This is a genomic window from Neorhizobium galegae (assembly GCF_017877135.1).
Classification (GTDB): Bacteria; Pseudomonadota; Alphaproteobacteria; order Rhizobiales; family Rhizobiaceae; genus Neorhizobium; species Neorhizobium galegae_A.
The window spans coordinates 193,292-207,380 of the sequence record NZ_JAGIPH010000009.1 but is presented as its reverse complement, the minus strand read 5'-3'; the positions used below and the strand labels follow the sequence as shown (position 1 = coordinate 207,380).

Sequence of the window (14,089 nt, the reverse complement as noted above, 5' to 3'; positions counted from 1 at the left end):
CCAATTCAATGATTTCTCGAGACATTTCTCAAGAACGAAGTCAGTCGTCGCTAGCAGCGCCGCCGCCCTCGTCAGTGAGTGGGCTTATAGATCCAGCCTCCGGAGAGGTCAACAGGGAATTTCAAAAAACTGTCATTTTTCTTCCAGGCCTTCCGGCGCCAGCGCCCCACGGCTAAGGTCGGCCCTTGTTTTGCAGGAGTTTCCACCATGCTGGTGCTGAATGACAAAGAGACGCGCGCTGCCCTTTCCTATCCGGCGCTGATCGATGCGGTTGAGCGGATGTTTCAAACGGGCTGCGTGATGCCGCTGCGGCACCATCACGAGATGGAGGTGCCCGGCGAGGCGGCAGCGACCATGCTGTTGATGCCCGCCTGGACGCCGGGCCGCTACAGTGGCGTGAAGATCCTCAACCTTTTCCCGGACAATCACCTGCGCGCGCTCCCGACCATCTTCGGCAATTATCTGCTGTCGTCCGGATCGACGGGCGAGATGCTGGCGATTGTCGAGGGGGGTGAACTGACGGCGCGGCGCACGGCGGCAACCTCCGCATTGGCGGCCCGCCATCTGGCGCGCGCCGATGCGCAGGAACTGCTGGTGGTGGGGACCGGGCGCCTTTCCCTGAACCTCATTGAGGCTCATTGCGTGCACCGGCCACTGACGCGTCTTCGTCTCTGGGGCCGGGATCCTGACAAGGCAAAGGAGATGGCGCGCCAAGCCAAAGCGCTTGGCCTTGACGTGGAGCCGGTAAACGACCTGGCGGCGGCGGCGGCCAGCGCCGACATCATCTCCTGCGCGACGCTCTCTATCGATCCGCTGATCCGTGGCGAATGGCTGAAACCCGGCGCCCATCTCGATCTCGTCGGGGCCTTCAAGCCGACCATGCGCGAAAGCGACGATACGGCGGCTCGTCGCGCGAAGATCTTTGTCGATACGCGCGACGGCGCCATGCACGAGGCCGGCGATATTGTCATTCCCCTTCAGAACGGGACGCTGTCGCCGGCAGATATCCAGGCGGATCTCGCGGAACTCGTGCGCAAGGAGCACGGCGGGCGCCAGTCGCCGGACGATATCACGCTGTTCAAGTCGGTCGGTGCAGCGCTCGAGGATCTGGCGGGCGCCATCCTTGCCTATGAAACGATGCGCGACAGGAACGACCGCGCATGACGAAGGCGCATGCCCCCCTGCCCCCTCTGCCCGTCAGCGCCGTCCTTGCCGATCTTGCCGTAGCCCTTGCGCGCACCGGCCGGGCGGTTCTCTCGGCGCCGCCGGGGGCCGGCAAGACCACCCTGGTGCCGCTTTATCTGCTGAACGAGGACTGGTGCCGCGGCAGGATCATCCTTCTTGAACCGCGCCGCCTGGCGGCGCGGGCGGCGGCAGCGCGCATGGCCTCGCTCCTGTCGGAAAAGGTCGGCGAGACGGTGGGCTACCGGATGCGCCTCGACAACCGCATCTCCTCGGCCACCCGCATCGAGGTGGTGACGGAAGGCGTCTTTGCCCGGATGATTCTCGAGGATCCCGAACTGGCCGGTATTTCCGCCGTGATCTTCGACGAATTCCACGAACGCTCGCTGGACGCCGATTTCGGCCTGGCGCTGGCGCTCGATGCGCAAGGTGCCCTGCGCGAGGATCTGAAGCTGCTCGTGATGTCGGCAACGCTTGACGTGGAGCGGGTGGCCGATCTGCTTGGCGACCCGCCGGTGATCGTGAGCGAAGGGCGCAGCTTTCCCATCGACATCCGCCATGGCGAGCGGGGACCCGCCGAACGGATCGAGGATGCGATGGCACGCGCGATCCTGCGGGCTCTTTCGGAGGAAGACGGCTCCATTCTGGCCTTCCTGCCGGGACAGGGCGAGATCCTGCGCACCGCTGAAAGGCTCAAGGACAGGCTGCCGGCCGCCACCATCGTCGCACCGCTTTACGGCAACCTGTCGCAACAGGCGCAGGATCTGGCGATCCGGCCAACGGCGGACGGCGAGCGCAAGGTGGTGCTGGCGACCTCGATCGCCGAAACCTCGATTACCATCGACGGCGTGCGCATCGTGATCGACAGCGGGTTGCAGCGCCTGCCGGTCTTCGAGCCTGCCACCGGCATCACCCGGCTCGAAACGGTCAAGGTTTCGCGCGCCTCGGCCGATCAGCGGGCGGGCCGCGCCGGGCGAACGCAGCCGGGCATCGTGATCCGCCTCTGGCATCCGGGCCAGACGGCCGCCCTGCCCGCCTTCACGCCGCCGCAGATCCTAGCGAGCGATCTGTCGGGGCTGGCGCTCGACCTGGCGCACTGGGGTGTGCGCGATCCGGCCGATCTGTCCTTTCTCGACCCGCCCCCCGCAGCCGCCCTTCACGAAGCCCGGGCGCTGTTAAGGATGATGGGGGCACTGGATGCGTCCGACATGCTGACGCCGAAGGGCCGGCTGATGCGCGACCTGTCTCTGCCGCCGCGGCTTGCGGCGATGGCGCTTGCCGGCGCCCAAGAGGGACAGGCACTGGCCGCCTGCCAGCTGGCCGTGCTGATGACGGAACAGGGCCTTGGCGGTGCGGATGTCGACCTCGACCAGCGGCTGAAATCCTTTCGAACCGAACGCGGCGAACGGGCAGAGGCCGCGCGCCAGCTTGCCAGGAGGCTTGCCGATGCCCTGCCACGCACGGAGCAATCCGCAGCACCCGTCCTTGCCGGATCCTTGCTCATGCATGCCTATCCCGACCGGGTGGCGCTGCAGCGGGGGGCGCGCGGCCGGTTCGTGATGGTGAATGGGCGCGGCGCGGAACTTCCGGAAACCGAGCGGCTGGCGGGTGCGCGCATGCTGGTAATTGCCGACCTGACGGGACGGGCAGCGCAGGCCCGCATCCTGGCGGCGGCCGAGATCGATCGCGACAGCGTGGAAGCGGAGCTTGCCCATGCCATCGAGCGGCGGCAGGAGGGCTATTTCGACCGGCAGAGCCGGCAGGTGCGGGCGCGGCGGGTGGTGCGGCTCGGTGCCATCCTTCTGGAAGAAACGCCGCTTCCCCGCCCGACCGGCGCCGAGGCAGCCGAGGCGCTGGCGGATGGCGTTCGCCAGCTCGGCCTCAGGGTGTTGTCCTTGTCGAAGGAAACCGAGCAACTGCGGGCCCGCATCGGTTTCCTGCACCGCACGATCGGCGAGCCCTGGCCGGATGTCTCGGAAGAAGCCTTGCTTGCCCGCCTGGACGAGTGGTTCACGCCGTTCCAGTCTGGCCGCACCAGTCCGGATGCCATCGACCAGGGCAGTCTTGCCGAGGGACTGCGCAGCCTCGTTCCCCATGCGGTGCGGGCTGACATCAACCGGCTGGCCCCCACCCATTTCGACGCACCGACAGGCCAGCGGCATCCGATCCGCTATGATGGCGACGAACCGGTCATTTCACTGCGCGTGCAGGAATTGTTCGGGCTGAAGGTTCATCCGGCCGTCGCGGGCGGCCGGTTGCCGCTGCTTCTCGAACTCACCTCGCCCGCCCATCGGCCGATCCAGACCACGCGCGATCTGCCGGGTTTCTGGGCCGGCTCCTGGCGGGATGTGCGTGCCGACATGCGCGGGCAATATCCACGCCATGCCTGGCCGGAAGATCCGGCCAATGCCGCCCCCACGGCGCGCGCCAAGCCGCGCGGCACCTGACAAGGACCAGACAGAATGGAACCCATTTCGATCCGTCACGCGCAGTTTGGCCGCGCCAGCCGCAGCATGCGGCTGCAGACCCTGGTGCGGCTGCGCTGGCTGGCCGTGGCCGGGCAGACGATCACGGTCCTGATTGTCGCCGTCCTCCTGCGCTATGCGATGCCGCTTGTGGAGACGGCGCTGCTGGTGGCAGCGCTGGCGCTCGCCAATCTCCTGCTGTCGCTGCGCTTTCCGCCGACGCATCGCCTGCAGCCGGCCGCAGCGCTTGGTCTGCTCGGCTTTGATCTTCTGCAGATGGCAGGTCTGCTGTTCATCACGGGCGGCATTGCGAACCCGTTTGCGCCGCTCATCTGCGTGCCGGTGATCATTTCCTTCGGCTCGCTGCCGCTGCGCCATTCCCTTGGGCTTCTCGGTTTTGCGGTGGTCTGCACCACAGCCCTCGTGCTGTCGCCCTATCCGGTTCCGTGGGTGAAGGACGAGGTGCTTCTCATCCACCCGATCCTGCAGCTCGGAAGCTGGTGCGCCATCGTCTCGATGATGATCTTTGCCGCCTTCTATGCCTATCGGGTTTCGCTGGAGGCGACGCTGCTTGCCGATGCGCTGGCGGCCACCGAGCTGGTGCTGGAGCGTGAAAAGCACCTGTCGCAGCTGGATGGACTTGCCGCCGCCGCCGCCCATGAACTCGGCACCCCGCTTGCAACGATCAGCGTGGTGGCCAAGGAGATGGAGCGGGAACTGAGTTCCGACCCGCGCTATGGCGAGGATGTGGCCCTTCTGCGCAGCCAGAGCGAACGCTGCCGCGACATTCTTCGCCGGCTGACCTCGCTGTCTGCCGACAACGAGGAGCACATGCGCCGGCTGCCGCTCTCCTCGCTGATCGAGGAAGTGATGGCGCCGCACCGGCAGTTTGGCATCACGCTTGAGCTGGTCGAGAAAGGCGAGCGCAGCAAAGAACCGGTGGGACATCGCAATGCCGGCATTCTCTACGGGCTCGGCAATCTCATCGAAAACGCCGTGGACTTTGCGCGGCAAAAGGTAACCGTGACCGTGGAACATGATGCGGATATGGTGGCCATCACCATCGAGGATGACGGGCAAGGTTTTGCGCCGGATGTTTTAACTCATATCGGGGAACCCTATATGTCGACACGAAGCCGCGAAACCGCGCGGGCCGGCGGTCTTGGCCTCGGGCTTTTTATCGCCAAGACCTTGCTGGAGCGGTCAGGCGCAACGCTTGCCTTTGCCAATCGGGCGCCGGATGGAGAGGGCGCACGGGTGCGCGTCACCTGGCCACGTTCCGTCATGCAGATGAAGGCGTGAAGACCGACCGATACTGTGACCCGAACACCCGGCACATGCGTAATGACAAAGGCGCAGGATACCGGTTAAAGAGCTGAAAAACCGGACAGACACCGGTGGAGACAAGATGATGATGGCAGACAAGATTGAGGCTGGCGCGGCAGGCAATGGCACCGATGATCTGGGACCCGATGCGACGCTTCTGATTGTCGATGATGACGCGCCGTTTCTGCGCCGCCTGGCACGCGCCATGGAAAGCCGTGGCTTCCAGGTGGAAACGGCCGAATCGGTGGCCGATGGCATTGCGCGATCGCGTGCCCGCCCGCCAAAATATGCGGTGGTCGACCTGCGGCTGGGCGATGGCAACGGGCTCGACGTGATCGAGGCCATCCGCCAGCAGCGCGAGGACACACGCGTCATCGTGCTGACCGGCTACGGCAATATCGCAACCGCGGTGACGGCGGTGAAGCTGGGCGCTGTCGATTACCTGTCAAAGCCCGCCGATGCCGATGACGTCTATGCGGCGCTGACCCAGCGGCCTGGCGAAAAGGCGGATGTGCCGGAAAACCCGATGTCGGCGGATCGGGTGCGCTGGGAGCATATCCAGCGTGTCTATGAGATGTGCGAGCGCAATGTCTCGGAAACGGCCCGCCGGCTCAACATGCACCGGCGCACCCTGCAGAGGATTCTTGCCAAACGCGCCCCCAAATAGCGTCGGAAAGCGCTTATCAGCCGTCACCGAAGGTCTGGCCGGTCGCCCATTCGGCCGCCAGCAGGCGTTGCGCGGCGATACGGGCAAAGGACAATGTCATCGATTTGCGCTGTGCTGCGCTTAAGCGATGCTCCGGCGCCTCGCGCAAAAGATGCGCACCGTAGCCGTCCGAAAGCAGAAGGCCGCAGTCTTGCGGAAAAATGTCGAGCGGAACCTGATTATGGGTGGCAAACAGCAGCCGGTCGCAAAAGTGCCGGTAGTCCGGCCATTTCCGGTCGACGCGAAAATCCTCGATCGAGGTCTTGATCTCGATGATCCAGATCTCTCCCTTGTCGGTGAGTGACACCAGATCGGCGCGCCGGCCATTGGCGAGCGTGAGTTCCGGCAAAAGCGTGTGGCGCATCTCGTTCAACAGGATCTGCACGCCGCGGCGCACCATCATCGCCCGGCCGGATTGCCGGCCGTCGATGAGCGGATTGCTGGGGCCGATTTGAACGATGGTCATCTTTAACACATGGGGTGAGCAGCGGATTGTTGCAAAAAGACAATGTCTTTTTCATTTGTAGCGGCGCAGACGCCGGGTGCGCGACGATGCCTTGCCAACCCCCCTTTAATGGAAAATAACCCGTCGATCAAAGATGGCGTATCTCATCTGCCCTGACCCCACCATTTAAGAGAAATCGATGCAAACCCGCACACGCATGATCGCATCCGGCCTGTTGGCGATGCTGGCCCTTTCCGGCTGCTCCACCACATCCGACACCCGGCAGGTTGCCGTAGCGCCCGTCCGCGTTGAAACCAACGCGATCTTCAGCGATTCCTATGGCGCGGTCACCGATGCCGGCTATGCGCTGCCGGCCATTCCGATCAGCCGCCTGGACAAGAAGTTCCACCGCCAGATCATCGATTTCGACAGCAAGGAACGTCCGGGCACCATCATCGTCAACACGCGCGAACGCTTCCTCTATTACATCCTGCCGGGCTCCAAGGCCGTGCGCTACGGTATCGGCGTCGGCAAGGAAGGCTTTGCCTGGGCCGGCGAAGCCTATATCGCCTGGAAGCAGGAATGGCCGACCTGGCATCCGCCGAAGGAAATGGCCGTGCGCAAGCCCGATATTGCCCGCTACGTGGAAAACGGCATGGGCCCGGGCCTCAGCAACCCGCTCGGCGCGCGCGCCATGTACCTCTTCAACGAAAAGGGTCAGGATACGCTGTTTCGCGTTCACGGCACGCCGGAATGGGCTTCCATCGGCACGGCCGCCTCGTCGGGCTGCATCCGCATGATCAACCAGGACGTCATCGACCTTTACAGCCGCGTCCTTCCGGGCCGCCAGACCAAGGTCATCGTCATCCAGTAAGCCGGTCTGTTCCGGAGCATCAGTGCAAACGGCGCGCCAGACGCGCCGTTTTCGTATGCGACATTTGAAAAGCCCCTGGCTGTGTGACCTCAGCCAGGGGCTTGTTTTCCGATCAGGCCTTTGCCTTTGCTTCCAGCCGGCGCCGATGCAGAACCGGTTCGGTATAACCGTTCGGCTGTTCGCGGCCTTTCAGCACCAGATCCAGCGCCGCCTGGAAGGCGACCGACTGGTCGAAGTTGCCGGCCATCGGCTGGTAGAGCGGGTCGCCGGCATTCTGTCCGTCCACGACCCCCGCCATGCGTTTCATCGTCTCGACCACCTGATCCGTCGTCACCAGGCCGTGATGCAGCCAGTTGGCCATATGCTGGGCCGAGATGCGCAGCGTCGCCCGGTCTTCCATCAAACCGACATTGTTGATGTCGGGCACCTTGGAGCAGCCGACGCCCTGGTCGATCCAGCGCACGACATAGCCGAGGATCCCTTGCGCATTGTTATCCAGTTCGCGCTGCACCTCCTCCGGCGTCCAGTTGGGGCGCGAGGTGACGGGAACGGACAGGATATCCGACAGTTTTGCCCGGGTCCGCGCGGCAAGCCCCGCCTGAACCTCGGCGACATTCACCGTGTGATAATGCGTGGCATGCAGCGTGGCTGCCGTCGGCGAGGGAACCCAGGCCGTGTTGGCGCCGGCCTTCGGATGGGCGATCTTCTGCTCGAGCATCGCCGCCATCAGGTCGGGCATTGCCCACATGCCCTTGCCGATCTGCGCGTGCCCGGAGAGGCCGCAGGCAAGGCCGATATCGACATTCCAGTTCTCATAGGCGGCAATCCAGGGCGCCTGCTTCATGTCGCCCTTGCGGATCATCGGGCCGGCTTCCATCGAGCTGTGGATCTCGTCGCCGGTGCGGTCGAGGAAGCCGGTATTGATGAACACGACCCGTTCGCGGGCGGCGCGAATGCATTCCTTGAGGTTGACCGTCGTGCGGCGCTCCTCGTCCATGATCCCCATCTTGATGGTGTTGCGCGCCATGCCGAGCAAGTCCTCGACGCGCGCGAAAATCTCGCAGGCAAAGGCCACTTCGTCGGGCCCGTGCATCTTCGGCTTCACCACATACATGGAGCCAAGGCGCGAATTCTGCAGACGGCCGCTAGGGCCGATGTCGTAAAGGGCAATCAGGCCCGTCACCACCGCATCCATGATGCCTTCCGGCACCTCGTGGCCCTCCGTATCGAGAATGGCCGGATTGGTCATCAGGTGGCCGACATTGCGCACCAGCATCAGCGAGCGGGCATGTACATCAAAGGACGTGCCATCCGGCGCCGTATAGGTCACGTCCGGATTGAGGCGGCGGGTAAAGGTGCGCGCGCCCTTCGACACCTCTTCGGAAAGGTCACCCTTCATCAGGCCAAGCCAGTTGCGATAGACCACAACCTTGTCGGCGGCATCGACGGCGGCGACCGAATCCTCGCAGTCCATGATGGTGGTGATGGCCGATTCGAGCCAGACATCGGAAATATGCGCCGGATCGTCCTTGCCGATGGCCGTCGTGGCGTCGATGCGGATTTCGATATGCAGCCGGTTGCGCACGAAGAGAAGATGGGTGGGCTTCAAAGCCTCGCCACGGTATCCGGCAAATTGTGCGGGATCGGACAGCGATACGGCCTTCTCCCCGACGGAAACGGACAGCGTGCCATCCGCGACCGAAAGTCCCGTCACATTCGCCCACGAGGCATCGGCGAGCGGAACTGATTCATCGAGAAAACGGCGCGCCCAGGCAATCACCCTGGCGCCCCGCACCGGATTGTAGGACGAGCCCTTTTCGGCACCGTCCGTCTCGGCAATCGCGTCCGTGCCGTAAAGCGCATCATAGAGCGAGCCCCAGCGGGCATTGGCGGCATTCAGCGCATAACGGGCGTTCATGACGGGCACCACCAGCTGCGGGCCAGCGATTTCGGCGATTTCCGGGTCCACATTGGCCGTCTCGACCTTGAAGTCCGGCCCTTCCGGCAGCAGGTAGCCGATCTCGCGCAGGAAGGCTTCGTAAACCGCAGAATCACCAGGCGCGCCGTTCTTGCGATACCACTCGTCGAGCTTTTCCTGCAGCGTATAGCGCGTCTTCAACAGGGCGCGGTTTTTCGGAGCAAGCTCATGCACGATGCGCGAAAAGCCGGCGAAGAAGTGCTCGACATCGATGCCGCTGCCGGGAAGCGCCTCATTGACCAAAAAGGCATGCAGTGCCTCGTCAATGGCCAGGCCATGTCGCTCGATTCGGTTCATCCAGATGCTCCCTCTTTGCTGTCCGCTGTGGTTTTTGCGCGGGCAGACCGCTTAGTCAATCGGGCATTGGTTGCATTGAGGCAGCCGACGGACCACGTCAGCCCTTGCTGCGCACGCACGGCGCGCGGCTGCGATAGGCGGACGATGGCCGCGGCCTCGGTATCCCGCACCCGGCTCAGCGCGGGCTGACACGCATCGGCAGACCGTTTTGCGGCTGGGTGGTGAGCTTCTGCACCGGCCAGGGTATTGCCCCAGGCACGGCGTCGAACCGGTATCGGGCCATCAGCACGGCCAGTGCGATTACCGCCTCCTGCATGGCAAATGTCGCTCCGATGCAGACCCGCGGCCCGGCCCCGAACGGCAGGTACTGGAAGCGTTGGATCTTGCCGCGGTTTTCCGGCAGAAAGCGCTCCGGCATGAAGGCGCGGGGCTTGTCCCAGTAGAGCGCATGGCGGTGCAACGTCCAGGGCATGATGAGAACCGTGGTGCCGGCGGCAATCTCGACGGTGTTTCCCTCGGCGCTGGTCCAGCGATCATCGGCAATGGCAGCGCGATTGATGGAAGGCGCCGGCGGATAAAGCCGCATGCCTTCCTCGAAGGCTGCGCGCACATGCGGCATCAGGTCAGGCCACTCGACCGGTTCGGCCCCCGATGCCATCACTCGGTCGATCTCTTCCTCCATCTGGCCGCGCACCTGCGGCGAATGGGAGACGCAGTAGAGCGTCCAGGCAAGGGCACGAGCCGTCGTCTCGTGACCGGCACCGATGAAGGTGAGGATATTGTCCTCGATCTCATCCAGCGTCAGCCCGTCGGGGCCGGCAAGATCGAGAAGCAGCGTCAGAAAGTCGTCGGGCGTTGAGGCACGGTCGGCCCGCATCATCGCCTTGCGCTTTTCCATGGTGAGCCGCACGATTTCGCGGAATTTTCCCAACACCTTGGCGCCGCCGATGCGCGTCAGACGCGGCACCCAGGGCGGCGCGCGCAAAAGATCCATCGGATCGACGCGCCCCATGCGGTGCAGCAGGCTGTCGACATCGTCGGAAAACTTTTCGCTCTGCGTGACGATATCTCCGGAGAACAGCGTTTCGGAGAGAATCGCAAAGGCGATCTCCGTCATGTCGACGGAAATGTCCTCGATGCGGCCGCCGGGGCCGATGTCGGCATATTTTTCGATATAGGCTTGCGATTGCGCCAGCATCTTGCCGGCAAAACCTTTCGCGTGACGCGGGGTAAAGACCGGCGCCATGGCTTTGCGCGAGCGCTTCCAGACAGGGCCTTCCGCTGTCAAAAGCCCGTCGCGCAGGATGGGGCGCAAGATGAGCTGGCGGATTTCCGACATCTCGTAATTGGCGACATTATCCACCAGCACATGCCGGATAAGGCCCGGATCATTGACGATCAGCGTGCGCTCGGCAAAGAATTTCGTCTCGATCCACGGCAGCGTATAGGACGGCTCCCCCCAAAGCTCGAGCGGATTGCGCAAGACCGTGCGGATGATCTCAAGCCGGCCGGGCGGAACCGTCCGGGGAACCGGTGCCGGTGGCTCGAAAGGCTCGGGACGCATGTCCATGACCGGTTCTCCTGAAGCGTGTGCTCGAAGAACCTATATCAGAACTCACAGCAGCGATTTCAATTCGTCGAGCTTGTCGTTCACCAGCCAGCCGTAATAATTCTCCTCCGGCCAGGAGAAGCCGCCATTGCGGTTGCGCGCGGCAAGCGCTGCGGCGCGATCGGCCGAATTGCCGACATTATAAAGCGTGGCGGTAATGCCGGGATTGCGGGAAATATCCATGCCGGCAATCTGTGCGTAGTCATCGATGGCGCGGCGGATGGTGGCGGCCATATAGGCAAGCGACTGGTCCGGATCCATGATGGCCTTGTAGACATCGGCTGCATTTGCAGCATCGAGCTTGGGATAGCCGGAGCGACGGGCCACCATGTCGGACTGCATCAGCGCCGTCAGCGGGTTGATCTGGCCAAGCCCAAAGGTCTGGCCGGCAAAGAAGGGCTGGAAGAACACCGCGCTGAATCGGTTGTCGGGGTAGGATACGCCCTCGACCGTCTTGCCCCGGAAGACACGCTCCCACACACCCTCGCGGCAGGACCAGAGGCGATAGGAATCGTTGAAATCATCGCATTTCGAAAACTGCGACCGCTGCACGAAGGCGCCGATCGTCTCGTCCTTATAGCCGAAGCGGAACCGATCACCGGCATAGGCGGCGGCCTTCACGTAATAGGACTGCAGCCGGTCATAGGCATCGACATTATAGGTATGTTCGCCGACGATCGCGCCGATGATATGGATCGGGTCGATGTCGTACTGGCGCGAGGTCTGCTTGATCTTGGCGATCAGCGACTTGTCGTTTGCGAGAAGATCGCGGATCTTGTCGTACTTCTCGTCGAAGGTGCTGCGGCCGGCGGTGGTGCGGCGAACGGAAGCTCCGGGCACCTTTGGCTGCTGCACGTTGCGATTTCCCGGCGGCACCAGGTTAAGGCTGCCGGCGAGCGCATGGGAGGCGCTCCAGGAAAAGATCATCAGCAAGGCCAGCAAGATACGTCGCAAGATTTCGGCATCCCAGGAAGTCGTGACGAGCTGGGCCGGATGGCCCTGCAATTTCCGGCGAATCACATTGAAGACGAATCAGACATGCAAATTGCAGCGTGCTCACGTGCGTGATGCATTACTGAAAAAGGAGGCGCGGAGTCGAGCCCGCGCCCCGTCAATTTCCCGTCATGAGGCGCGCACGGCGACCAGCCGTTGCGCCCTTGCCACGCTTTACAGGATGTAGCGCGACAGATCCGTATCGGCAGCGATATCGCCGACATGCTGCTTCACATAGCCCGAATCAATGGTCACGGCGGAGCCTGGACGATCCGGCGCGTTGAACGAGATCTCGTCCAGCACCCGTTCCATCACCGTCTGCAGACGGCGCGCGCCGATATTCTCGACCGACGCGTTGAGATGGACGGCGACATCGGCCAGCGCATCGATGGCATCCTCGGTGAAATCCAGCGACAGCTGCTCGGTCTCCATCAGCGCCCGGTACTGGCGGATGAGGCTTGCCTCGGTTTCCGTCAGGATCCGGCGGAAATCCTCCTTGGTGAGAGCCTTCAGCTCCACCCGGATCGGCAGGCGACCCTGAAGTTCGGGCAGGAGATCGGACGGCTTGGAGACATGGAAGGCGCCCGAGGCAATGAAAAGGATATGGTCGGTCTTGACCGGTCCATATTTCGTCGACACGGTCGTGCCTTCGACCAGCGGCAGCAGGTCGCGCTGAACGCCTTCGCGCGAGACGCCCGCTCCCATGCCGCCATCGCGGGCGGCGATCTTGTCGATCTCGTCCAGGAAGACGATGCCGTCGTTTTCAACCGAGCGGACCGCTTCGCGCTGGATGACCTCGTTGTCGATCAGCTTGTCGCTCTCGTCACGGATAAGGTCTCCATAGGACTTCTGCACGGTGGTGCGCACCTTCTTGGTGCGGCCGCCCATGGCCTTTCCGAACATTTCCGACAGGTTGAGCACGCCGATATTGGCGCCGGGCATGCCGGGCACCTCGAAACCGGGCATGCCGGTCCCCGTATCGGCCACTTCGATGTCGATTTCCTTGTCGTCCAGTTCGCCGGCGCGCAGCTTTTTCCGGAAGGTTTCGCGTGTGGCAGGCGAGGCCGTCGTGCCGACCAGCGCATCGAGCACGCGCTCTTCGGCGCTCTGATGCGCCTTGGCCTGAACTTCCGCGCGCTTCTTGTCGCGCACCAGTCCGATGCCGATCTCGACCAGATCGCGGATGATCTGCTCGACATCGCGGCCGACATAACCGACCTCGGTGAACTTGGTGGCTTCCACCTTGATGAAGGGGGCACCAGCAAGCTTGGCGAGGCGGCGGGAGATTTCGGTCTTGCCGACGCCGGTCGGCCCGATCATCAGGATGTTCTTCGGCATCACCTCGTCGCGCAGGCTCTCGTCGAGTTGCTGGCGGCGCCAGCGGTTTCGAAGCGCAATTGCGACGGCACGTTTCGCCTCATGCTGGCCAATGATGTAGCGGTCCAGTTCGGAGACGATTTCGCGGGGAGAAAATGTGGTCATATCTTCCTCTTGCGGCATCCCTGCCCGGCCGGCTTCGTCGTTCAGCCCGGCCGCAGGGACCCATGATCAGCAGTCGTTAGCGGGAGTGCCGGACGCTCACGCAGCGTCCAGCGATTCGACCACCAGATTGTGGTTGGTATAGACGCAGATATCGGCGGCGATATCGAGCGCGGTGCGGGCAATCTGTTCGGCATCCTTGTCCGAATCCATCATGGCGCGCGCCGCCGCATAGGCAAAATTGCCGCCCGAACCGATGGCGATCGTGCCGTGTTCGGGTTCCAGCACATCGCCATTGCCGGTCACGGCCAGCGTCACCGTCTTGTCGGCCACCAGCATCATGGCTTCGAGATTGCGCAGGTACTTGTCGGTCCGCCAGTCCTTGGCAAGTTCGACGGCGGCCCGCATCAGCTGGCCGGGATACTGTTCCAGCTTCTTTTCCAGCCGGTCGAGCAGCGTAAACGCATCGGCGGTGGCGCCGGCAAAGCCTGCGATCACTTCGCCCTTGCCGATGCGGCGCACCTTGCGCGCATTGCCCTTCATCACGGTCTGGCCGAGGCTGACCTGGCCATCGCCGGCCATGATGACCTTTCCGCCTTTCCGCACGGTAATGATTGTCGTCATATGTTTCACCTGTGCCCGTCACCCGGGCTTCCTGTCGCCGGTCCATTCCGGCTGTTGGCTCACATGTAAGTGGTGGAACGGCGATTGCAAATCGGACCGACGACCAGGCAA

General features: G+C 63.4%; 11 protein-coding genes. 5 read left to right on the top strand and 6 right to left on the bottom strand.

Annotation, left to right across the window (positions count from 1 at the left end; translation table 11 throughout):
- Positions 1-207: 207 nt before the first annotated feature.
- From J2858_RS21440 to J2858_RS21425, 4 genes are all read left to right on the top strand, one after another.
- Positions 208-1,164: an ornithine cyclodeaminase family protein gene (locus J2858_RS21440; protein WP_210106896.1), complete on the top strand. Its 957-nt coding sequence runs from the start codon at positions 208-210 to the stop codon at positions 1,162-1,164.
- A complete protein-coding gene (hrpB, locus tag J2858_RS21435; protein WP_210106895.1) occupies positions 1,161-3,629 on the top strand; it encodes an ATP-dependent helicase HrpB in 2,469 nt (822 codons plus the stop codon). Before J2858_RS21440 ends, hrpB begins: the two co-directional genes overlap by 4 nt.
- 15 nt (positions 3,630-3,644) lie before the next feature.
- Complete coding sequence (locus J2858_RS21430) at positions 3,645-4,949, top strand: ActS/PrrB/RegB family redox-sensitive histidine kinase (RefSeq protein ID WP_210106894.1); 1,305 nt, start codon at positions 3,645-3,647, stop codon at positions 4,947-4,949.
- A 112-nt stretch (positions 4,950-5,061) separates the two neighbouring features.
- Positions 5,062-5,640: an ActR/PrrA/RegA family redox response regulator transcription factor gene (locus J2858_RS21425; protein WP_210106912.1), complete on the top strand. Its 579-nt coding sequence runs from the start codon at positions 5,062-5,064 to the stop codon at positions 5,638-5,640.
- A gap of 16 nt (positions 5,641-5,656) precedes the next feature.
- Here the strand turns inward: J2858_RS21425 and J2858_RS21420 are convergent, their stop codons facing one another.
- Complete coding sequence (locus J2858_RS21420) at positions 5,657-6,145, bottom strand: MmcB family DNA repair protein (RefSeq protein ID WP_210106893.1); 489 nt, start codon at positions 6,143-6,145, stop codon at positions 5,657-5,659.
- 178 nt (positions 6,146-6,323) lie between these two features.
- On the opposite strand from J2858_RS21420, the gene J2858_RS21415 reads away from it, so the two are divergent.
- Complete coding sequence (locus J2858_RS21415; RefSeq protein WP_210106892.1) at positions 6,324-6,998, top strand: L,D-transpeptidase; 675 nt, start codon at positions 6,324-6,326, stop codon at positions 6,996-6,998.
- 112 nt (positions 6,999-7,110) lie between these two features.
- Here the strand turns inward: J2858_RS21415 and J2858_RS21410 are convergent, their stop codons facing one another.
- From J2858_RS21410 to hslV, 5 genes are all read right to left on the bottom strand, one after another.
- Entirely contained in the window at positions 7,111-9,273 is a 2,163-nt protein-coding gene (locus tag J2858_RS21410) for a malate synthase G (RefSeq protein WP_210106891.1), read from the bottom strand.
- 175 nt (positions 9,274-9,448) lie between these two features.
- Positions 9,449-10,843, bottom strand: coding sequence for a cytochrome P450 (locus J2858_RS21405; protein WP_210106890.1), 1,395 nt, complete (start codon positions 10,841-10,843; stop codon positions 9,449-9,451).
- 45 nt (positions 10,844-10,888) lie between these two features.
- Complete coding sequence (locus J2858_RS21400; RefSeq protein WP_210106889.1) at positions 10,889-11,836, bottom strand: DUF1402 family protein; 948 nt, start codon at positions 11,834-11,836, stop codon at positions 10,889-10,891.
- 213 nt (positions 11,837-12,049) lie between these two features.
- Positions 12,050-13,357 carry an ATP-dependent protease ATPase subunit HslU gene (gene hslU, locus J2858_RS21395; protein WP_210106888.1) on the bottom strand — a complete coding sequence of 436 codons (1,308 nt, stop codon included), beginning with the start codon at positions 13,355-13,357 and terminating at the stop codon, positions 12,050-12,052.
- A gap of 96 nt (positions 13,358-13,453) precedes the next feature.
- Positions 13,454-13,978 (bottom strand): ATP-dependent protease subunit HslV, encoded by a 525-nt coding sequence (gene hslV / locus J2858_RS21390; RefSeq protein ID WP_210106887.1) that lies wholly within the window; start codon positions 13,976-13,978, stop codon positions 13,454-13,456.
- Positions 13,979-14,089 lie beyond the last annotated feature (111 nt).